We start from the raw sequence: 21,828 nt of genomic DNA on the forward strand, positions 1-21,828 counted from the left end.
TCGTGCGGACAATGCGCATCGGGCAGCCGACGGCCATCGCTCCGGGCAGGACGAAATGATAAGCTATTCCTTGAATCTCAAGTTGTTTGTAAAACGTGATAAATCAACATTCCTTTCAATTGAAGGAATCGTGATTCGATATATGAGGTAACCAAATTGTCCTCCCAATGTGTTCAATATCACATCATCGACATCTACTGCTTTATAATGATAATTTAATATCAAAGAAATGAAAAACTGCATAGATTCAATCATGAATGAGCATAAACAAACAATGAAAGATACTCTTTTAAAGCTATTCACTCTATAAAATAAAAGTGGCAGATATATTCCTAGAGGAAGTAGCAACAAAAAGTTGCCCCCAATTTGTGCGAAACCTGTTCCAATTGAGTGTAACGATAATATTTTGGCTCTTCACCACAAGTTGTACTTGATCATTGAAGATCGGTGTGCATAGAGAAAATAGAGGGTACAAAAAAATGCGAATTTTCCTGTATGGTAAAGGTGTTCAAACCAAACCATTGGAGGAAAATTCGCATGTACGCTCAGTTTATCAAAGAACTCATCGATTTACCAGATGTTTTGATTCAAAAGGTGCGAAAAGAAGAAGAACGTTGGATTTTCGAACTTTCTCTTCCCGAACAATGCCCGTTATGTCCTGTTTGCTTGAAACGCACGATCAAAATGACAGGAAAAAAGAAGCAATGGATGCATGGGTATGCTCAACGGATCGGCATCTTTTGGATGGAACTCCCTGTGGAGCGTAGACGTTGTTGTACATGTGGCATGACATTCAGCACGTCTTATCCCGGAATTTCCCCTCGAAGTGCAGCGACGGATGCGTTTCAGCAATGGGTGGCGCAATCTTGCATCGGAACATCCATTCAGGCGGTGGCTCGTATGCTCAAGCTTCCGTACACGACCGTTGAACGCTGGTTTTATACCCATGCCCCTTCCTTCCTATCGAATGACATCCAACCAAAGGCAGTTTGTGTCGATGACCCGAGTTCGACAGTTTTGAGGCCATTTTAGGCAAATGAAAATGGTTAAAATGCTGTAATATCAAGGATTTCACGATGCGGATCCTAGAAAAAAACGCTGAATTTCATAGGCACACGACTTGATGATTTAACCTTTTAAAATAGCCGAATATCGTTTATAATATAGGCATGTACATACGGAGAGTCACACGCAAAAACAAAGATGGAACGACTGTTGCATATCTTCAGCTTGCTCACAACGAATGGGATCCGAAGGCCAAATATGCGAAAGCGAAGGTGATTTATTCGTTTGGGCGCGAAGACGAGGTGGATCGCGCTGTCTTGGAGCGTCTGGCCAAAAGCATTTCGCGATTCCTTTCTCCTGAGCAGGCTTGGGAAATCGAGACGTTGACAGGAGAAGTGTCGGATGACTTTCAGTTTCAATCAAGCAAACGCCTTGGTGGCGCTTGGCTTTTGGATCAGCTCTGGAGACAACTGGGATTGGGAGAGATTCTCCACTCCTTGTTTGCCTCCCGACATCATCAGATTCCGTTGGAACGGCTCATTTTTGCCATGGTGGCGAATCGTGCCCTTCATCCGTCAAGCAAGTTGGCGATGGAGGAGTGGGTGGAGAAGGACGTGCATATCCCTCATCTTCCCCAAGTCGCCAGCCACCAGTTATACCGGGCGATGGATGAGCTGCTGGCTGTGCAGCCGGAATTGGAACGCCAAGTGTTCCATGCCGTGGCCGATTTATTGAACCTGGAAGTCGATTTGATTTACTTTGATACGACTTCGTCGTACTTCGAAGTGGATCCCTCTGAAACACCGGAAGGAGAATCGCTTCGAAAGCAGGGGTTTTCCAAAGATAAGCGTCCTGATTTGGTTCAAATCGTCATTGGGCTGGCTGTCACCCGGGAAGGAATCCCGATTCGCGCTTGGGTATGGCCTGGCAATACCATGGACATGACGGTCATCAAACAGGTGAAACAAGACTTGATTGGCTGGAAGCTTGGACGTGTGATCAGCGTCATGGACCGCGGCTTTTCCTCTGAAGAGAATTTGCGAATCTTGCAACAGGCCGGGGGACACTATATTGTCGGCGAAAAAATGCGATCCGGCAAAGCCGCCGTCGAAGAGGCCCTAAGCCGTCGCGGGCGCTACCAACAAGTTCGCGAGAACTTGCATATCAAAGAAATCATCGTGGGCGACGGAGAAGCGCGTCAGCGCTATGTTCTCGTGTACAATCCCAGCGAAGCCGAACGCCAACGCAAGGAACGGGAAACGCTGCTCGAATCGCTGAAAGAGGAGTTGGAGGGGCTTCGCCAACTCCCCAATGAAGCTCATCATAAGGCCACCTGCCGGCTGCGTTCCCATCCGTCCTACGGAAAATACTTGCGCCAGTTGAAGGATGGAACGCTTCGCATCGACAAGCAGGCGGTTCGTGAAGCGGAAAAGTATGACGGCAAATATCTCATCCGAACATCCGACGATACCTTGTCTGCGGAAGATGTCGCCATCGGGTATAAGCAGCTGGTGGATATCGAGCAGGCCTTTCGGACGTTGAAATCGACACTTGAGCTGCGTCCCATGTATCATCGCTTGGAAGACCGCATCCGGGCGCATGTGCTGCTCAGTTGGCTGGCTCTCTTGTTAGTTCGGATCGTAGAGATCCGGACTCATGAATCGTGGCCGAAAGTAAGGGATGAATGTGAGCGTCTTATGCTTGGACATTTTTCTTCCAAAAACGGCGACCTTTATCAACGAACCGAGCTGACGGCCAAACAAGCGCAACTCTTTACGGCTCTAGGGCTGGAGCCTCCTCCGAAGATCCTAGGCATCCATCCTCGCGCCTAGATACACGCCCGAAGTGTGCCCAAATGTCTCTCGTCCCTTTTGCATCAAGGGGCGAGAGGCATTTTGTTTGCCTAGTCACTGTCGAACTCGGGGATGAGTTTGCGTTTCGAAAAGGACATGATTACGGAGTGGCAGTCATGGATGCCGAAACGGGAGAAGTGTATGCCGTTGAAGCAGGAAAGAACGAGGAAGCCATTGAACGTGTGTTGGCTCCTGTGTCTGGTTCTGTTCAGTATGTCGTGAGCGATTTGGCTCCAGCGATGAAAAAAGCCATTCAAGGGGTGTGTCCGGAAGCGAAGCATGTGGTCGATTATTTTCATGTGATTCAATTGTTTACGGAAGCGTTGGATCGATGTCGCAAATCCTTCGGAAAAGGGAACAAGAAACACGGGCATGTTCGGTATGTTTGCTGCTTATTGACCCAGTGTCCCGAGAAACTCACCGAGGAGGAGCGCCAAACGGTGCGGGAGTGGCAGAAAGAGAGCGATTCCTTGCAGGCTGTCTATCAATCCCTTCAACATTTTCGTTATGTATCCAAAAGCCAAAGCGAGCGACAAGCGAAACGTCGTTTGAACGCCTGGGTTCATCGGTATTTGTTTTGTCCTTGTTCTGCTGTTCGCGCCATCGCAAAATCACTCGTCAAACGAACAGACGAAATCATATCGTGCATTTTATCCCCTTATTCAAATGGGAAAATGGAGGGAACAAATAACAAGATCAAGCTGATGAAACGTCGGGGATACGGATACAGAAATATCCAGCGTTTTGCATTGCGGGTTCGGCTAGAAACAGCTAACATACTTTCATGACAGGTGCAAGTACAACTTTTGGTGATGAACCGTTTTATTTCCAGACCGGGGAGCTTTACTGGAGCCAATATAATCATCTGACCAAAATCCATCTCTATATAAGGCTACGTTGAATGTATCTGTAGTGTCAAAAGTATTATTACAATTGTAATCACGACACGCTACCGAGTAAAACACTCCCACTAAATCTTTACCACCTGTGAAACTTCTTGTTTGACCCGTTAAACCTGTTTCAAAAAAGTAAGATATAGAATAACTATACAAATGCACGTTGAAGTTTTAACATTTTTCGATTGTCACGTGAACGCGTGACGAAGGCAAGTCAAAGGCTTGCCTCCGTCAGTTAAAAAAATGGAGCACCTACTTCTCCACCAACCATCAATCAGTAAAACTTTCCAGTTGTATTCAGATTAACTCGCAAAACACGACTTGCAAAAAAGAGGCCATTTTGTTCTGAAATAACGCATTAATTTACAGTACCAGAACGTGATTCATAATACTTTTTTGCTCTTTGAAAAATTTCCGTTTCAATTTCTGCTTTTTCTGAATTACTTAAATCGATCTTAATATTGTTAGGGAATATCTTTTTGATATCCTCTAAGTACTTATTGTCTCTCGGCATATTAAAATTCTTTACAGATTCACTTTCTAAATCAATAGTTAATGCCATCGGGATCTTTAAACCACTTCCTTTCTCGAATTTATTTGTGAACTCTAAACAATATCCATAAATATAGTATCGAATTTCGGAGTTAGATATTTTTGTACTACCTAACTCTTTATAGGAACAAAAGGGTTTGCCGTTTTTGCTCTTAAAAGCAACTTTATCCTCTAAATACTGAATAGTTACAGCCTTAATCTTTTTTTTATTAATATCATTTAATAAATAACTGTACTCTGGTTGGCAACCAATTAATAATGTTATAAATAACGTAATTAATAGGATTTTATTCATATATTCCTCCTGATTTCCCCCTGTCGTATACAGAGTTTTCCCCCATATCAAATTAGAGTTGGAACGTTCAAATATTACTTGATCCAGTGGAAAAACACTTTAACGGTTCAACATGTTTGATACATCTCTGCAGTCTTTTCCGTGAAAATCCCGTCGGCAAGCGGTCATTTTCATCCCCGGGTGGAGGGCAGATCGCTGCCCATGGAACTTTTCTGTGGGTTCTTTTAGCACATTCGTGACGATGCGAATTTCACGACCAGTCACATTTTGAAAGACGTGCATTGTTAGGCGCAACTGCTCTCTTTTAGAAACCATTATTTCAATAATCGATCGACTTTCTTTTCTGGAAATACCACATGTGACAGGGAGATCACCAATATGGAAAAAAGCCCTGCTCAAAATTTTTCTTTTTGAAAACTTACTTTGCGCTCGACCCTCTCCGGCAGTTGGTGAACATCCTCGGCCAGTTTAGTTATTTTCAACGGATTAGAACAATCTCGTTGGTATGGAGTTCATTGCTACTTACCACATGTGGAATCATGCACACTTTTGAATTTTTACTCTGATTTTGCAACACCGTCAAATCAATGAGAATCTGTTCCCATTTTCCAACCGTAAACCTTATATCCACTACTAAACCATGCAGAAAGCGGGGCATCTTTTTTATCCGATGTATGCTGAGTAACATATAGATTTCCGTTAGATACCAAAGTTACAATTGCTGTATGATCGATATGACCATCTCCACTAAAATCTGCGTTTACTACATCTCCCACAACTAAATCAATATCGTATTTAGCTAGAGTAGCCCAATGCTTCCAGTGATTATAAAAGTTATGAGCGCCACCCCAACTATTTGAAGGTTTTGGCCAATCTCTATAATACCATTGCCATTGATCTGAAGCAAAATATGGATCATTCATTTCTGTTTTACCACCATATTTTAGCGCTTGAGACACAAAGTTTGTGCAATCATTCCAACAGTCATAACAATTATAGTATTTAGAATAATAACCGTATTGGGTATTGTTACGATCATCCCACCACGTATAAGCGTAATCTCTCGCCTTTGTTCCAGAATATGAACCAGCTGCAACAATATTACCATTTAAATTCTGAAAAAGTTCATGAAAGAAACCATACAATTCCTTTAAATCTTCTAGCTCCTCTTTCGTTAAATTTTCATTATTTTTTAATTTGTCTTTGTATTTTTTTAATTTATTATTTTGTTCGTAATTTTCGTACAAGTCTATAAATTTAACCAACCCAACAATTTTTTTGTTTTCTTCCTCTGTAAATACTTGATGACCAAAGGCAAATTGTTTAATAAATCTTTGGAATCTCTCATTATCCAAGTCTACTATTATATTAATGTTATTTTCTTTGATAAACTTTTCTAGCAGTTTAATAGCTTCTTTGTGTTCTGCCAACCCTTTATTTTTTGCTTTCATTTTATCTACATCAGGTACTTTTAACATTCGTATATTCTCTGGTTTCATCTTTTCTTGAGTTAAGTTAGCATTAGGTTTTTCAGCAAAAATAGGTGTCCGTGCATTTGTAGCCACTATACCAAGTACAAGTATAAACACCACTAAAAGTTTCCGTGTTTTTGTCATTAAAACTCCCCTCCTAGAAACTAACTCTATTTATTAAATCCTTGTGTAGAATTAAGAGAGTAAACTCTACCGTTACTACTGGTTAAATTCAGCTATGATGGAGAAAATGTATGTGGATGTACCATAGATCTCTATAATCATTGATGATAACGTACCATCATTTCCCCAAAGCTCCTGTCGGCTCAATCTGTAAACTGAGCCATGGGGAAGGAAGCTCGTTGCAAGAGAAGACAAATGTTCATTTTTCAATGAGCATGTATATACTTCCTGCAGCCAAAGCTATTGTGGGCAGCACTAATGATAAACTAAGTGCAATTGACGAAAATATTTTGGCTCTTCACCACAAGTTGTACTTGAGATTTTAAGATAGGTATGCATAGGGAAAATAGAGGATACAAAAAATGCGAATTTTCCTGTATGGTAAAGGTGTCCAAACCAAACCATTGGAGGAAAATTCGCATGTACGCTCAGTTTATCAAAGAACTCATCGATTTACCAGATGTTTTGATTCAAAAGGTGCGAAAAGAAGAAGAACGTTGGATTTTCGAACTTTCTCTTCCCGAACAATGCCCGTTATGTCCTGTTTGCTTGAAACGCACGATCAAAATGACAGGAAAAAAGAAGCAATGGATGCATGGGTATGCTCAACGGATCGGCATCTTTTGGGTGGAACTCCCTGTGGAGCGTAGACGTTGTTGTACATGTGGCATGACATTCAGCACGTCTTATCCCGGAATTTCCCCTCGAAGTGCAGCGACGGATGCGTTTCAGCAATGGGTGGCGCAATCTTGCATCGGAACATCCATTCAGGCGGTGGCTCGTATGCTCAAGCTTCCGTACACGACCGTTGAACGCTGGTTTTATACCCATGCCCCTTCCTTCCTATCGAATGACATCCAACCAAAGGCAGTTTGTGTCGATGAGTTTGCGTTTCGAAAAGGACATGATTACGGAGTGGCAGTCATGGATGCCGAAACGGGAGAAGTGTATGCCGTTGAAGCAGGAAAGAACGAGGAAGCCATTGGACGTGTGTTGGCTCCTGTGTCTGGTTCTGTTCAGTATGTCGTGAGCGATTTGGCTCCAGCGATGAAAAAAGCCATTCAAGGGGTGTGTCCGGAAGCGAAGCATGTGGTCGATTATTTTCATGTGATTCAATTGTTTACGGAAGCGTTGGATCGATGCCGCCAATCCTTCGGAAAAGGGAACAAGAAACATGGGCATGTTCGGTATGTTTGCCGCTTATTGACCCAGTGCCCCGAGAAACTCACCGAGGAGGAGCGCCAAACGGTGCGGGAGTGGCAGAAAGAGAGCGATTCCTTGCAGGCTGTCTATCAATCCCTTCAACATTTTCGTTATGTATCCAAAAGCCAAAGCGAGCGACAAGCGAAACGTCGTTTGAACGCCTGGGTTCATCGGTATTTGTTTTGTCCTTGTTCTGCTGTTCGCGCCATCGCAAAATCACTCGTCAAACGAACAGACGAAATCATATCGTGCATTTTATCCCCTTATTCAAATGGGAAAATGGAGGGAACAAATAACAAGATCAAGCTGATGAAACGTCGGGGATACGGATACAGAAATATCCAGCGTTTTGCATTGCGGGTTCGGCTAGAAACAGCTAACATACTTTCATGACAGGTGCAAGTACAACTTTTGGTGATGAACCAATATTTTTTTATATATACTCTTATCTCCTTTAAATCAATTTATCTCTATAAAAAGAAATATCTGTATAAATTGTAAAATAAAAAAAGAATAAAATCAACAATTTTTTGCTCTGCCACCTAAAAGTTTCATATTTTCATCATTTTTTCATCATTGATCCTATATAAATCCAACTGGAAGTTTAACTTATAGGGGACAAAAAACAGACTCTCTGTTTTTTCGTTTCTTTCATTTTTTCCTATTCCAAAATGGAAAACCGCCCCCGTTCAATCGGAAGGCGGTTCACTCCGGCGAACGATGCGCATCGGGCAGCCGGCGACCATCGCCCCGGGCGGGACGTCTTGATGGACGACGGTGCCCGCGGCGACGACGGCGCGGTCGCCGATCACCACGCCGGGCAAAATGGTCGAGTTCGCGCCGATCATCACCTCATCGCCGATCACGACATCGCCGAGGCGGTATTCGTCCACTAAATATTCGTGGGCGAGAATCGTCGTGTTGTAGCCGATGACGCAGTTGCGGCCGATGTAAATTTTTTCTGGGAAGAGAATGTCCGGCATGACCATAAAGGCGAGCGCCGTTTGCTCGCCGATCTTCATGCCGAGAAACGTGCGGTACAGCCAGTTTTTCAGCGGCAAAAACGGCGTGTAGCGCCCGATTTGAATGATGATGACGTTTTTCAGCACTTTCCAAAACGATACGGTGCGGTACAATTGCCAGAGCGAGTTCGCCCCTTGGACAGGGTATTTTGTCGTTCGTCTCACCGGGAGAACGATTCCCCCTTTCATTCGTTAATGCCGACAATGGCCAACAAGTCGCTCATTTTTTCCAGCATATAGTCCGGTTCATATTGTTCCAAATACTCGCGCCCTTTAATCGCCCAGGCGACGCCGGCTGTTTTCACTCCGGCGTTTTGGCCGGCCAAAATGTCGTGGTAGTTGTCCCCGACCATGAGCGCTTCGTCCGGCGTTGACTGCAACATGCCAAGCGCTTTGTGAATCGGCTCGGGATCGGGCTTTGGCCGCGTGACGTCATCGAGGCCGATGACGCACGAGAAAAACGGCGCCAGCCGCGTTTTTCTTAACCCCATCAGGGCGGTGTCGTGCATTTTCGTCGTCACAACGCCGAGGCGAAAGCCATGGCGGTGGAGCGTTTCGATTGTTTCATACACGGTGTCAAACTCGCGGATCAGTTCGTCATGGTGGGCGTGGTTGAACGTGCGATACGTCTTCACCATCTCCTCGACCCGTTCCGGATCGAGCGAGCTGAACGTCTCATACAGCGACGGGCCGATGAACGGCAGGACGTCCTCGCGCCCGTAGCGGCCCGGGTAGTACTTCTCCAGCGTATGCAAAAACGACTGGATGATGAGCTCATTCGTATCAATCAATGTGCCGTCAAGGTCAAACAAAATCGTGCGAATCGTCATGAAGCGGCTTCCTTTCTCATGGGATGTTCAAAACGGCGCCAAACGAATGCCACCGCCATGGTCAACAGCACCGCCGTCACCAAGCGGATGAAAAGCAGCGGCCAAACAGAGATGCCAAGCGGGACGAAAATGAGCGTATCTTCGACGACTGCATGGCATGACACAAGAAAAATGAACGCCAGCGTTAAATCGCGCTTCGAGACGCCGTCTTCTTTCGCCGCCTGAATCATGACGCCCGCTCCGTACGCCAGACCGAACACAAAGCCGGCCGCGAGCGTGAGCGATGTGTTCGGGCTCATGCCCAGCATCTTGGTCGCCGGCGCCATCCAGCGCGAAACCGTCTCGATCCAGTGGCGTTCTTTTAAAATTTGAATGACCGTCATGAGCGGGATGACGATCGCGACGAGCTGCACAATGCCGGTAACCGCTTTTTTCAGCGCCGCCAAGATGATCTCTCCCCAACCGGACGGCGGGGCGGCTTCATGCGTGACAAACCCGTATCGGGCGATCTCCTGCCCCCGTCCCAGAAATGGGCGATCAACAAACCTGACACGACAGCGAGCCCGACGCGCACGACGATCATGAGCCAGACGCTCATGCCGGTGCGCGAGGCGACCGATGACTCGACGATCAAGTTATGGGAAAAGGAAAGCATGACCGCGAGAATGAACACTTCTTTCACCGTCAACTCGATCGTCAGCATCGCCCCGATCGCCGCATACAGCCCGAGCAAGTTGCCGAGCACAAGCGGCACAGCCGCATCGCCGGATAAGCCGAACCATTTCATGAACGGCGTGACAAAGTCAATGAGCCACGAAAACAGCGGCGTCGGCTGCAACAGCGCTAAAATGAGCGTCACTGGAAAAATAATTTTCCCAAGCGCCCACGCGGTCTTCAGCCCGGCGAGCACGCCGCGCTGCAACATTCCTGTCATGTTCTCCTCTCTCCTTTGCTTGCCTTCATGCCGCGGTGCGATGAAACCTCAATTCTCTTGATGCCGCGCACAAGCATCTTTTTAATTCGCCCCAGGCCAACCTAAAAAAGAGGGAATGCGGCTCCCAACACGGTTGTTCCCATTAAGAAGCGCGGCGGCGAAGCAGCTTCATTCATCGTGGTTTCCCGCAAACCGAACAAGTCCGAAGCGTTTCGCCGCCTCTAACGGCTATTCATCCCGATAGCGCGCGTCCGCCCAGCCTTTCGCCCGGCGCACGATCCAAAGCGCCACAGACAAAACAATGAGCGTCACGGACACCACTTGCGCCGCGCGCAGGCTGCCGGCGAGCATCAAGCTGTCGGTGCGCATCCCTTCAATCCAAAAGCGGCCGACGGAATACCAAATCAAATACGACAAAAACAGCTCGCCGCGCCGCAAGTTGACGCGCCGAAGCCAAAGCAAAAGACAAAAGCCGGCCAAATTCCAAAGCGACTCGTACAAAAACGTCGGATGCCAATAGCGCCCGTCAATGTACATTTGGTTGATGATCCAATCCGGCAAATGCAAATTTTCAAGAAACTGGCGCGACACAGGGCCGCCGTGCGCCTCTTGGTTCATGAAGTTGCCCCAACGCCCGATCGCCTGGCCTAAAATGATGCTCGGCGCGGCAATGTCGGCGAGCTTCCAAAACGACAGCCCGCGCACGCGGGCAAACACGACGCCCGTCGCCACCGCCCCGATCAAACCGCCGTGAATGGCGAGGCCGCCTTGCCAAACTTTTGGAATCTCGGACAAATGCTTTGAATAATAGTGCCATTCAAACAGCACGTAATACGCCCGCGCGCACACAATGGCGATCGGCACGGCGAACAGCACCAAATCGACAAACGTCTCTTTCGGCAAGCCGCGCCGCACCGCTTCGCGCGTCGCAAGCCACAAGCCGATCAAAACGCCCGTGCCGATAATGACCCCGTACCAATAAATCGTAATCGGGCCAAGGTGCAAAAACACGCGGTCGAGCGGCTGAATCGTTGAGTCCATCGTGTTTCCCTCCTCTGCTTCATGCCCAAACGAGATCCATTCCTTTGACGCAAGAAACGCCGCCGATCAGTCGTAATCGTGCGCGCCGTCTTCGATGGCGTCGCTCAATCGCGCCGAAAACTCCTCGGCCGCATTGACCCCCATCCGTTTCAGCCGGAAGTTCATCGCCGCCACTTCAACGATGACCGCCAAGTTGCGGCCCGGACGAACCGGAATCGTCAGTTTCGGCAATTCGGTATCCAAAATTTTCACTTTTTCTTCTTCCAACCCAAGCCGGTCATATTGCTTTTCCGGGTCCCACAACTCCAAATCAATGACAAGCGAAATGCGCTTATGCGTCCGCACCGCCCCTGCGCCGAACAGCGTCATCATGTTGATGATGCCGAGCCCGCGAATTTCAAGCAGATGCTCGATCAGCTCCGGCGCACTGCCGACGAGCGTATCTTCATCTTCTTGGCGGATTTCCACACAGTCGTCGGCGACCAACCGATGGCCGCGTTTGACGAGCTCCAGCGCCGTTTCGCTTTTGCCGACGCCGCTTTTGCCTGTAATCAATACGCCGACGCCGTACACATCAACGAGCACCCCGTGCACCGCGGTGGTGGGGGCGAGCTTGCTTTCCAAATAGTTTGTCAATCGGCTTGACAGGCGGGTCGTTTTCATCGTCGAGCGCATGACCGGCACCGACTGGCGCTCCGACGCTTCGATCAGCTCCGGCGGCACCTCAAGTCCACGTGAGACGATGATCCCCGGCGTAATGTCGGTGCAAAGCCGTTCCATCCGCGACTTTTTTTCTTCCGGCGTCAACGTTTCATAAAACGACAGCTCCGTCCGTCCGAGCAGCTGCAGACGCTCCGCCGGGTAATAGGCGAAATAGCCGGCCATTTCAATCCCCGGCCGCGACAAATCGCTTGTCGTAATCGGGCGGTAAATGCCTTCCGCGCCGCTCACGAGCTCGAGCTGGAACTGTTCAATGATGTCTTTCGTCCGCACTTTTGGCATACGTCGCCTTTCTCCCCTTTCTTCATCTTTTTCCATTGTAACACGTTTCGTTCCGCCGTTGAATGGAAAACATTCCGCAGAGTCAGTCAAGACTTTGTGGAGAACATTTTTTCGATTCACTACGAGCGTTGTCAATCACTAGTTAGCGAACCATTTTCAGGAATTCATATCGTAAGCGCTTTCGGACTCTCATCCCTCATCTTGAGGCGATGATACGATATTCCATTTTTTTACACCCAACCACCATCCCGGAGCGCCGACAACGCTTGATGGATCGGCGTCCCGGATGACTGTTGCAGACACGGTATATTCTGACGCACCACATCCATCCACAACCGTCCGGCCTTCCGTTTGGCCTGTTCGATCCGCTTGGACTTTGTTGAGGCCGAGACGGCCGACTGGAGCTCTTCTGCCTCCAACGGCCCCTTTCTCCACCGGATCCCGTCGATTCGGGCTGCCATCGCCCTCAGAAACGCCCGAAGCCCTTGGTCTTTCCAGCTGCGGCGGGATTTCACCCGATGCGCAAATCGGCTCATCACACTCTCCGCATGGCCCATCGGACGCATGCCGGTCGTCTCCACCCCTTGCTCCGACAGCCACCCCCGATAGTCCCGGATGCATCCCGGCATCGACTCGATCCGGCGGATCATGGCAGCCAGCTGCTTCTCTTTCGCTTCGTCCTCCAACGTGCCGACCGCGCTGTTCAGCTCCACGAGAAGCCCTTCTTCATCTTGTTTCGCCAGCTTCTTCCGCACCTCCCGCCAACGCGGATGGCCGGACAGACACTGACGCAGCTCCCGCGCCACATGAAATCGATCCAGCTGAAAGCACGCCCGCTTCCCAAAATACTCCCGGCAGGCCGTGATCCACGACGCCGCGTCGCCGTTGATGACCAATAGGTCTTGGCACGGATCATAGGCATATTCCTTCATCAGCCACTCCTCAAACCGTTCCCACACGTCCCCGTCCCTTCATGGAGGTAGTGGCGCCGGTTCACCAGCTCAAGCTGCGACCCGTTTCGTCTCCATCCCTCGTGAACCGCCAGGATTTTCTCTTCTTTCGCCCGTTTCCCTTTCCCCTGGCGGGAAATAAACAGTCCATCGGCCTCCACAAACAGCACCCGGCCGTGCCGTTTGGAAACAGGGTGATGCAGCGAGACAGGGGCCTCCAGCACCAGTTGGCGAATCGCCTCGTGGCTGAGGACCGCATACCCCACGATCGACTCCAGCGTGCGAGCCGCTTTGCGGTAGGAAGAGCACTCGACGGCCAACTCGACCGCCGTTTCCTCGAGGCAAGGGCTGATCGACTGCGCTCCATCAAAGCCCAGTTCGGCATCCAGCAAGAACGTATACGCCCCCGTTTGTCGATCATAGTAGTAGTTCCGGCGGAACGTCACTTCCCCAAACAGCGTTTGGATCGTAGTCAGCCGTTTGTCTTTCAGCTGATACCGGCGCTTGTCCCGCGCTTCCGCCAGTTGTTGATCGATCTCCTCCAAAAGGGCCGCCAACAAGACAGCGAACACCTTTTGAAGAGTTCTCAACAATTGTTCCTCCAACTCTTTTAATAAAGGCCATTCTGTGGTAAGATGTTTCATGGACTCTCTCCCTCCTGTTTTCGGTTGATGTTGACAATCACCATCATAGCAGGGAGAGAGTCCTTTTTGCATGACATTTGCTTGTTCTACCGCGCTTCGCTTGGTGGCCCCGACGAGCGTCGCGAACAAAAGTTCGCAACCCTCGTCGGGGATCATGTCGAAATGTCACCCACAAATATTTTACTCACACCATTCCGCAGAAACAAAAGAGGGACGGCTCCCCCGTCCCGATCAAGCCAAACACATCAAACCGAAACGATCTTCACCGCATCGTTTCTCCCATTGCAACCCCTTGCCGCATTCGCCATCTTTTCACACGATCACGGAAAACCATGGCGCCACCGGCCTTCCAATGGATCACGCCCCGTTACGACCGGTTGCGCAGCGGCTCGATCACCGCTTTTTGCACGAGCAGGTGGAAAAACGACAAGACGATTGAGGCGAGCAGCGCCGTGCCAAAGCCGCCGATTTGAAACGCATCACCCATCAGCGCGGCGGTCATCATGAGCGTGATGGCGTTAATGACAAACAAAAACAATCCAAGCGTCAACACGGTCACCGGCAGCGTCAACAAGATGAGCACCGGGCGGACGACGGCGTTGAGCACCGCCAAAATGACGCTCGCCAAAAACGCCGCGCCGATGCCGCTGAAGTGAATATCGTCAAAATAGCCGTCAATCGCCATGAGCAGCACCGTATTGATCAACACACCGATCAGCCAATTGAGCATCCCATCACCATCTTTATTCGAGTCTCGCGCCCGCCGGTCAATGCCTTCTTGCAGGCTCCATGCGGGGCGGTTCGCTGCTCGCGCGGCATCGCCGGCAAACGGACGCTTTCTCTTATTTTAACACTTGAATCCCTTTTATGACATTCCAAACGATGACAACGAGATTCACCGCCCCAGCAACGAGGAACCCAAGCCAGACGAGCCCGCCGCCAAAAAGAAGCGATTCCTCGCCCCAATGGCCGAACAGCACCGGCGACGCGGCTAACGCAATGAACAAGAGGATCGTAACGGCCGGAATCAAATGCGACACGAGCGACCGCTTCGCATGATGTTTCACTTCCACATCCTCCACGACAAAATAGACGACAATCGGCAAAATGAACGGCGCAAAAAAGACGCTGAAATAACAAAGCGCGGATAACACTTTGTTCGTCGACAAGCGGAAATCCCCTTTCCATAAGGTTCTTTTACCTTGTATATACGACCGCGGCTTGGAAAAGTTTCCTTTTTCTCTTTTCAAAAGCGGCCGTCTCCCATATGCCAAAGCGGCCAAGGCCTTTACGCCTTCGCCGCTTCATATTGCGCCTGCATGCGCGCCCGGTCGCGCTCGAGAATCGGTTTCAAGTAGCGGCCGGTGTGCGACTCCTTCACCTCGGCCACCTCTTCCGGCGTGCCGACGGCGACGATTTGTCCGCCGCGGTCGCCGCCTTCCGGACCTAAGTCAATGATATAGTCCGCGGTTTTGATGACGTCCAAGTTATGTTCGATGACAAGCACGGTATCGCCGTTGTCGACGAGCCGATGGAGCACGTCGAGCAGCCGGGCGATGTCATCGACATGAAGCCCGGTCGTCGGCTCGTCCAAAATGTAGAGCGTCCGGCCGTTGGAGCGGCGGTGAAGCTCCGCGGCGAGCTTGACGCGCTGCGCCTCGCCGCCCGAGAGTGTCGTCGCCGGCTGGCCGAGCTTCATATACCCAAGCCCGACGTCATAGAGCGTCTCGAGCTTGCGTTTGATTTTCGGGATCGAGGCGAAAAAGTCGAGCGCATCTTCGACCGTCATGTCCAAGACATCGGCGATGTTTTTTCCTTTATACGTCACCTCGAGCGTCTCGCGGTTGTACCGTTTGCCGTGGCACACTTCGCACGGGACGTACACGTCCGGCAAAAAGTGCATCTCAATTTTGATGATCCCATCGCCATGGCACGCCTCGCAGCGCCCGCCTTTGACATTGAAGCTGAACCGCCCTTTTTTGTAGCCGCGCACTTTCGCTTCGTTCGTCGAGGCAAACACGTCGCGGATGTCGTCAAACACCCCGGTGTACGTCGCCGGGTTCGAGCGTGGCGTGCGGCCGATCGGCGACTGGTCGATGTCAATGACTTTATCGAGATGCTCCAGCCCGCGAATGTCGCGGTGCTCGCCCGGCTTTGCTTTCGCCCGGTGCAGCTTTTGCGCCAGCGCCTTATACAACACTTCGTTCACGAGCGTGCTTTTGCCCGAGCCCGACACCCCGGTGACAGCGACAAACGTGCCGAGCGGGATGTTCACCGATACGTTTTTCAAGTTATGCTCGCGCGCGCCGATGACCTCAAGCCAGCGCCCGTCTGGTCGACGTCGTTCGGCCGGAATCGAGATGAATTTTTTCCCCGATAAATACTGGCCGGTGAGCGAGTTCGGATTGTCCATCACCTCTTCCGGCGTGCCGGCGGCGACGACCTCGCCGCCGTGGATGCCCGCCCCCGGACCAATGTCAATCAAATAGTCCGCGGCCAGCATGGTATCCTCGTCGTGCTCCACCACAATGAGCGTATTGCCGAGGTCGCGCATGCTTTTCAACGTCGCGATCAGCCGGTCGTTGTCGCGCTGATGAAGCCCGATCGACGGCTCGTCGAGCACGTACAGCACCCCCGTCAGCCGCGAGCCGATTTGCGTCGCCAAGCGGATGCGCTGCGCCTCGCCGCCGGAGAGCGTTCCTGCTGAGCGGCTGAGCGTCAAATAGTCGAGGCCGACGTTTTGCAAAAAACCGAGCCGGTCGCGAATTTCACGCAAAATAAGACGGGCGATTTGCGCCTCTTTTTCGGTCAGCTCGAGCCCGTCAAAAAAGGCGAGCGCCTCGGTCACCGACATGGCGGTGACCTCGCCGATATGCTTGCCGCCGACAAGGACGGCGAGGCTTTCTTTTTTCAGCCGGTAGCCTTGGCATGTCGGACATGGTTGTTCCGCCATATACTTTTCCATCTGCTCACGGATGTAGTCCGAGCTCGTCTCGCGATAGCGGCGTTCGACGTTCGGAATGACGCCTTCAAATGCGATGTATTGTTCGCGCACTTGCCCGAAATCATTCGTATAGCGGAAATAAATCGGCTCTCCGCCGCTGCCGTACAAAATTTTATCGAGCTGCTCTTTCGGCAAATCCTTCACCGGCACGTCCATCGGGATGCCGTAATGGCGGCACACGGCTTCGAGCAGCTGCGGGTAATATTGCGAGCTTTGCGGCTCCCACGGAGCGATGGCGTGTTCTTTTAACGTCAGCTCATCGTTCGGGATGACCAAATCGAGATCCACTTCGAGCTTCACCCCGAGCCCGTCGCAGTCCGGGCAAGCGCCGAATGGACTGTTGAACGAAAACAGACGCGGTTCAAGCTCCCCGATCGAAAAGCCGCAGTACGGACAAGCGTGCTTTTCGCTGAACAGCAGCTCCCCCTCGCCGATCACGTCAACGACCACTTTGCCGTCGGCGAGCTTCAGCGCCGTCTCAAGCGAATCGGCAAGCCTTGATGCGATGCCGTCTTTGATGATGATGCGGTCGACGACGACATCAATCGAATGTTTTTTGTTTTTTTCAAGCTCAATGTCCTCCGTCAACTCGCGCATCTCGCCGTCAATGCGGACGCGCACATACCCTTGTTTGCGAATATCCTCCAATGTCTTGGCGTGCGTCCCTTTTTTTCCCGAGACGATCGGCGCCAAAATTTGCATTTTCGTCCGCTCCGGGTAAGCAAGCAGCCGGTCGACCATTTGCTCGATCGTCTGCGATTGGATTTCAATGCCGTGCGTCGGGCAAATGGGGCGGCCGATGCGGGCGAATAGAAGCCGCAAGTAGTCGTAAATTTCCGTCACCGTGCCGACGGTTGAGCGCGGGTTGCGGCTCGTCGTTTTTTGATCGATCGAAATGGCCGGCGACAATCCTTCAATCGCATCGACGTCCGGTTTTTCCATCTGCCCTAAAAACTGGCGGGCATACGCCGACAGCGATTCGACGTAGCGCCGCTGGCCTTCCGCGTAAATCGTATCAAACGCCAGCGACGACTTCCCCGACCCGGACAGCCCGGTCAAGACGACGAGCTTGCCGCGCGGGATTTCGACGTCAATGTTTTTCAAGTTGTGGGCGCGCGCCCCTTTGACGATAATTTTATCCATTCCGTTCACCCGGCCATCACCCTTCCGCTTTCAATTCGAAAATGATATCGCGCAGCTGGGCGGCCCGCTCGAAGTCGAGCGCTTTGGCCGCCTCTTTCATTTCCGCTTCGAGCTTTCGAATCAGCTCTTCCCGCTCTTGTTTCGTCATCGCTGCCCCCGGCTTTGCCTCGTACATCTCCGTCTCTTCCGCCGCATACGTCGCGCGGATGACGTCGCGAATCTCCTTTTTCACCGTGCGCGGCACGATGCCGTGCTTTCGGTTGTACTCTTCTTGAATCGTGCGGCGCCGCTTCGTCTCTTGAATGGCGATTTCCATCGATTTCGTGATCGTATCGGCGTACATGATCACATGGCCGTTCGCGTTGCGCGCCGCCCGGCCGATCGTCTGGATGAGCGAGCGCTCCGAGCGCAAAAACCCTTCTTTGTCGGCGTCCAAAATGGCGACAAGCGACACTTCTGGGATGTCGAGCCCTTCGCGAAGCAAGTTGATGCCGACCAGTACATCGTATTTGCCGAGCCGCAAATCGCGGATGATTTCAATGCGCTCGAGCGTCTTAATTTCCGAATGCAAATACGCCACCTTGATCCCCGCTTCTTTCAAATAATCGGTCAAATCCTCCGCCATCTTTTTCGTCAGCGTCGTCACCAACGTCCGCTCGTTCCGCTCGACGCGCTCATGAATTTCGCCGATCAAATCGTCGATTTGCCCTTTCGTCGGACGGACGTCGATCGTTGGGTCAAGAAGCCCGGTCGGGCGGATGATTTGTTCGACAACGCCCGGGCTGTGCTCGAGCTCATACGGCCCCGGCGTCGCCGAGACGTAAATAATTTGATTGATTTTTTGCTCGAACTCTTCAAACGTGAGCGGCCGGTTGTCAAGCGCCGACGGCAGACGGAAGCCGTGGTCGACAAGCACTTGCTTGCGCGCCCGGTCACCGTTGTACATGCCGCGCAGCTGCGGCAAGGTGACGTGCGACTCATCCACGATGATCAAAAAATCGTCCGGAAAATAGTCAAGCAATGTATACGGCGTCGACCCCGGCGGCCGCAGCGCCAAATGGCGCGAGTAGTTTTCGATGCCTGAACAAAAGCCCATCTCGCGCATCATTTCAAGGTCATAGCGCGTCCGCTGCTCAAGCCGCTGCGCCTCCAAAAGCTTCCCTTGCGCGCGCAGTTCGGCAAGCCGCTCCTCAAGCTCTTGTTCGATGTTTTGAATGGCGAGCCGCATTTTCTCCTCGCGCGTCACGAAGTGCGACGCCGGGAAAATGGCGACATGCTCGCGCTCGCCGAGCACCTCGCCGGTTAAGGCGTCCACCTCGCGGATGCGCTCGATTTCATCGCCGAAAAATTCGACGCGAATGCAATGTTCATCGCGCGACGCGGGGAAAATTTCGACAACATCGCCGCGGACGCGGAACGTGCCGTGGCGAAAATCGATGTCATTGCGGTCGTATTGGATGTCAACGAGCCGCCGAAGCAACGCGTTGCGCTCGATTTCCATCCCAACGCGCAGCGAGACGACGAGCTCCCGATATTCTTCCGGCGACCCTAAACCGTAAATGCACGACACGCTCGCAACGATAATCACATCCCGGCGCTCAAACAAGGCTGATGTCGCCGAGTGCCGCAATTTGTCGATTTCATCGTTGATTTTCGCGTCTTTTTCAATGTACGTATCCGTCTGCGGCACATACGCTTCCGGCTGGTAGTAATCGTAATAGCTGACAAAATATTCGACGGCGTTGTGCGGGAAAAACTCTTTCAGCTCGCTGTACAATTGGCCAGCGAGCGTTTTGTTGTGGGCGATGACAAGCGTCGGTTTGTTGACTTGGGCGATCACGTTCGAGATCGTAAACGTTTTGCCCGTCCCCGTCGCCCCAAGCAGCGTTTGATGCTTCACCCCAAGCTGCAAACCGTCAACGAGCTTGGCGATCGCCTGCGGCTGATCGCCTTGCGGTTCGTATGGCGACACTAATTGAAAACGGCCCTCCACCGTTTCGCCTCCTCCTTCGTACCATCTTTCCCCATTGTATCACATCGTGATGATCCATGCATCAAAAATGCGAACTCATATTCGCACCATTCTGCACAGCATTTTCCATTCCCCTAACGCGAAAAAGCGGACCCATTCATGCCCAAGGTCCGCGTCTTCGCTCCGTTCCGTTTCGACAATCCGAGGTTCAGCCGACGATGCCTTTTTCCAAAAACAGACGGTTGAACCGACAACGCCGCTTCATTTTTGCTTCAGATGGTCGAGCATGCGGCCGGCCCAAAGAAAGCCGGCGATCGTCGATGCAATGTCAGCGACGATTTCATGTAGCTCGTCCGTATAGCCTTTCAAGTAGGAAGCGACAAGCAGCGCAACAGTCAACAGCACAGCAATGTACCGATTGTACGTCACCCGCGCAAACAACAGCACCAATAGGCACGGAATGATGAGTGCCGCCAAAAACCACATGATCCATTCTCCTTTACGAAACAGCTTCAGACGCTGATGCGTTCCGATCACGGACGAACAGCAGCCCGAGTTCATGATGCTCATCCTCATAGAGCGCCCCTTGGACGAAACGGACTTCGCCGTTATGTCCTACGACATCCAACTTGCAGAATGCGCGGTTGCGTTGGAGCGCCTCGTAAAACTCGGTTTCACTCCGCACCGGGGCGCCGTTTGTTTTGATGATGACTTCCCCGATCGAAAGCCCCATTTTTTCCGCTTTCGAGCCGGGAAGCACGCCGACAATCACCAAGCCGTGCTGATGGCGGGCAAAGCGGGGCGGGCGGGCGCGGTCGGCGCGATGCCCGGAAAACGCGATCCATTCGCGGCCGATGATGGCCATAGCCCCCGCCGCCACCGCCAGCGGTGGATACCATATACCGGAAGCAGCCAATAGGGCGACAACGAACGCCAGCCGAACAACAAGCCGCCCCTCCGCGCGCGCCGCTTCCGCCGGCAGCATGTGCTGGCGGCGCTGGGAAAAGCCGAGAAGAAACGGCACGAGCCAAAATGAATAGCCGTCTCCCGGCGAAACGAGCGGCCACCAGGAAGCCGGAGGCAGCGCGCCGCCTGATACGGGCAGCACAACCGGCACAAACCAAAGACGCTGCGTCCATTGCAGGCCGACCGTCATCCCCCGCTTGCTTTTCGCAAGCTGCGGCGAGGCCGCCTCGTTTCGCGTGCGAATGATGAGCCATCCTTCCGAAAACAAAAGCAACGCAAGCCACACCGCCAAAGCCGGCGCCGCCGCCATGCCATCGGGAAGCCAGCGGGACAACGCGCCGCTTCTCTCCGCCAAACCGAACACGAGAAGCGCGCCGCCAACTGGATAAGCAGGCGACAACAACCGCGCTTCCATCGTCAAGCTAAAGAGCACCGTCAGCACCGTCACCGTCCAAACCGCTTCCTGCGGCACCGTGATCCCGATGCCGACGGCCGCCGCCGACAACATCGCTCCAGCCATCCATCCCTTCGTCCAAAGCCCGCGCCACTCTTGCCATAGGCTGTAGACGCGCACATGAAAATCGCGGCGCTCCCGCTTCACCCGCCGCCAACCGACGGCCAAAGCGAGCGCGGCGCCATAATAAAGAAGCGGCTGCCGCCAAACCGACGCGACGCCCTCAAGCCATTCCAGCCACCATGTTGCCATCCGCTTCACCCCTTGCGTCGTTCATCATTCTTTATCTTCTATTCTACCAAATGGCATGGCCAATTCCCATGCCCACAGCCATCTTTTTTCGCCAATGGCGAATCTTCGCTGTTTTCCACTTTCTTTGCCGAATCAACACTAGTTTTGTCGGCTGG

Annotated in this window: 15 protein-coding genes and 4 pseudogenes; 4 read left to right on the forward strand and 15 right to left on the reverse strand. The window is 51.6% G+C overall.

The annotated features are described in order from the left end of the window. Nucleotides 1–63 precede the first annotated feature (63 nt). Nucleotides 64–351, reverse strand: a complete 288-nt coding sequence (locus A0V43_RS19245) for a VanZ family protein (RefSeq protein WP_335339923.1) — start codon at nt 349–351, stop codon at nt 64–66. 186 nt (nt 352–537) lie between these two features. Here A0V43_RS19245 and A0V43_RS13260 point away from each other — a divergent pair. The 3 genes and pseudogenes from A0V43_RS13260 to A0V43_RS13270 all read left to right on the forward strand — a co-directional run. Next, nucleotides 538–1,002: pseudogene (locus A0V43_RS13260) on the forward strand (helix-turn-helix domain-containing protein); the annotation flags it as partial. 167 nt (nt 1,003–1,169) lie between these two features. Further along, the gene (locus A0V43_RS13265; protein ID WP_015374097.1) at nt 1,170–2,837 is read left to right on the forward strand and encodes an IS1634 family transposase; all 1,668 of its coding nucleotides are present in this window, start codon (nt 1,170–1,172) and stop codon (nt 2,835–2,837) included. Nucleotides 2,838–2,929: 92 nt separating this feature from the next. After that, a pseudogene (locus tag A0V43_RS13270) lies at nt 2,930–3,646 on the forward strand (ISL3 family transposase); the annotation flags it as partial. 466 nt (nt 3,647–4,112) lie between these two features. Here A0V43_RS13270 and A0V43_RS13275 read toward each other — a convergent pair. Together A0V43_RS13275 and A0V43_RS13280 are read right to left on the reverse strand one after the other, a co-directional pair. Next, on the reverse strand, nt 4,113–4,601 hold the full coding sequence (locus tag A0V43_RS13275) for a hypothetical protein (RefSeq protein WP_063193293.1): 489 nt from the start codon (nt 4,599–4,601) through the stop codon (nt 4,113–4,115). A gap of 584 nt (nt 4,602–5,185) precedes the next feature. After that, complete coding sequence (locus A0V43_RS13280) at nt 5,186–6,217, reverse strand: amidase domain-containing protein (protein WP_063193294.1); 1,032 nt, start codon at nt 6,215–6,217, stop codon at nt 5,186–5,188. Between the two features lie 459 nt (nt 6,218–6,676). On the opposite strand from A0V43_RS13280, the gene A0V43_RS13285 reads away from it, so the two are divergent. After that, nucleotides 6,677–7,852 carry an ISL3 family transposase gene (locus tag A0V43_RS13285; protein WP_033015914.1) on the forward strand — a complete coding sequence of 392 codons (1,176 nt, stop codon included), beginning with the start codon at nt 6,677–6,679 and terminating at the stop codon, nt 7,850–7,852. A gap of 296 nt (nt 7,853–8,148) precedes the next feature. Here the strand turns inward: A0V43_RS13285 and A0V43_RS13290 are convergent, their stop codons facing one another. The 12 genes and pseudogenes from A0V43_RS13290 to A0V43_RS13345 all read right to left on the reverse strand — a co-directional run bounded on the left by A0V43_RS13290 (nt 8,149) and on the right by A0V43_RS13345 (nt 21,673). Continuing rightward, nucleotides 8,149–8,646, reverse strand: a complete 498-nt coding sequence (locus A0V43_RS13290) for an acyltransferase (RefSeq protein WP_063193871.1) — start codon at nt 8,644–8,646, stop codon at nt 8,149–8,151. 20 nt (nt 8,647–8,666) lie between these two features. Beyond that, nucleotides 8,667–9,311: a pyrophosphatase PpaX gene (ppaX, locus tag A0V43_RS13295; RefSeq protein ID WP_063193295.1), complete on the reverse strand. Its 645-nt coding sequence runs from the start codon at nt 9,309–9,311 to the stop codon at nt 8,667–8,669. Further along, nucleotides 9,308–10,245, reverse strand: a pseudogene (locus tag A0V43_RS13300) (nucleoside recognition domain-containing protein). The gene ppaX and the pseudogene A0V43_RS13300 overlap by 4 nt, the downstream one beginning before the upstream one ends. A 228-nt stretch (nt 10,246–10,473) precedes the next feature. Further along, complete coding sequence (gene lgt / locus A0V43_RS13305) at nt 10,474–11,286, reverse strand: prolipoprotein diacylglyceryl transferase (RefSeq protein WP_063193296.1); 813 nt, start codon at nt 11,284–11,286, stop codon at nt 10,474–10,476. Nucleotides 11,287–11,352: 66 nt separating this feature from the next. Further along, nucleotides 11,353–12,288 (reverse strand): HPr(Ser) kinase/phosphatase, encoded by a 936-nt coding sequence (gene hprK / locus A0V43_RS13310; protein ID WP_063193297.1) that lies wholly within the window; start codon nt 12,286–12,288, stop codon nt 11,353–11,355. A 230-nt stretch (nt 12,289–12,518) separates the two neighbouring features. Next, a pseudogene (locus A0V43_RS13315) lies at nt 12,519–13,882 on the reverse strand (ISLre2 family transposase). Between the two features lie 367 nt (nt 13,883–14,249). Then, the gene (locus tag A0V43_RS13320) at nt 14,250–14,612 is read right to left on the reverse strand and encodes a phage holin family protein (protein WP_063193298.1); all 363 of its coding nucleotides are present in this window, start codon (nt 14,610–14,612) and stop codon (nt 14,250–14,252) included. A 112-nt stretch (nt 14,613–14,724) separates the two neighbouring features. Continuing rightward, nucleotides 14,725–15,051, reverse strand: a complete 327-nt coding sequence (locus A0V43_RS13325; protein WP_013146395.1) for a magnetosome magnetite crystal formation protein family — start codon at nt 15,049–15,051, stop codon at nt 14,725–14,727. A gap of 119 nt (nt 15,052–15,170) precedes the next feature. Continuing rightward, nucleotides 15,171–18,029: an excinuclease ABC subunit UvrA gene (gene uvrA / locus A0V43_RS13330; RefSeq protein ID WP_063193872.1), complete on the reverse strand. Its 2,859-nt coding sequence runs from the start codon at nt 18,027–18,029 to the stop codon at nt 15,171–15,173. Nucleotides 18,030–18,045: 16 nt separating this feature from the next. Continuing rightward, nucleotides 18,046–20,022 carry an excinuclease ABC subunit UvrB gene (uvrB, locus tag A0V43_RS13335; RefSeq protein WP_063193299.1) on the reverse strand — a complete coding sequence of 659 codons (1,977 nt, stop codon included), beginning with the start codon at nt 20,020–20,022 and terminating at the stop codon, nt 18,046–18,048. Nucleotides 20,023–20,262: 240 nt separating this feature from the next. After that, nucleotides 20,263–20,487 (reverse strand): CsbA family protein, encoded by a 225-nt coding sequence (locus tag A0V43_RS13340; RefSeq protein WP_063193300.1) that lies wholly within the window; start codon nt 20,485–20,487, stop codon nt 20,263–20,265. 13 nt (nt 20,488–20,500) lie between these two features. Then, nucleotides 20,501–21,673, reverse strand: coding sequence for a PDZ domain-containing protein (locus tag A0V43_RS13345; protein WP_063193301.1), 1,173 nt, complete (start codon nt 21,671–21,673; stop codon nt 20,501–20,503). Nucleotides 21,674–21,828 lie beyond the last annotated feature (155 nt).

It is taken from the genome of Geobacillus sp. JS12 (assembly GCF_001592395.1).
GTDB lineage: Bacteria > Bacillota > Bacilli > Bacillales > Anoxybacillaceae > Geobacillus > Geobacillus zalihae.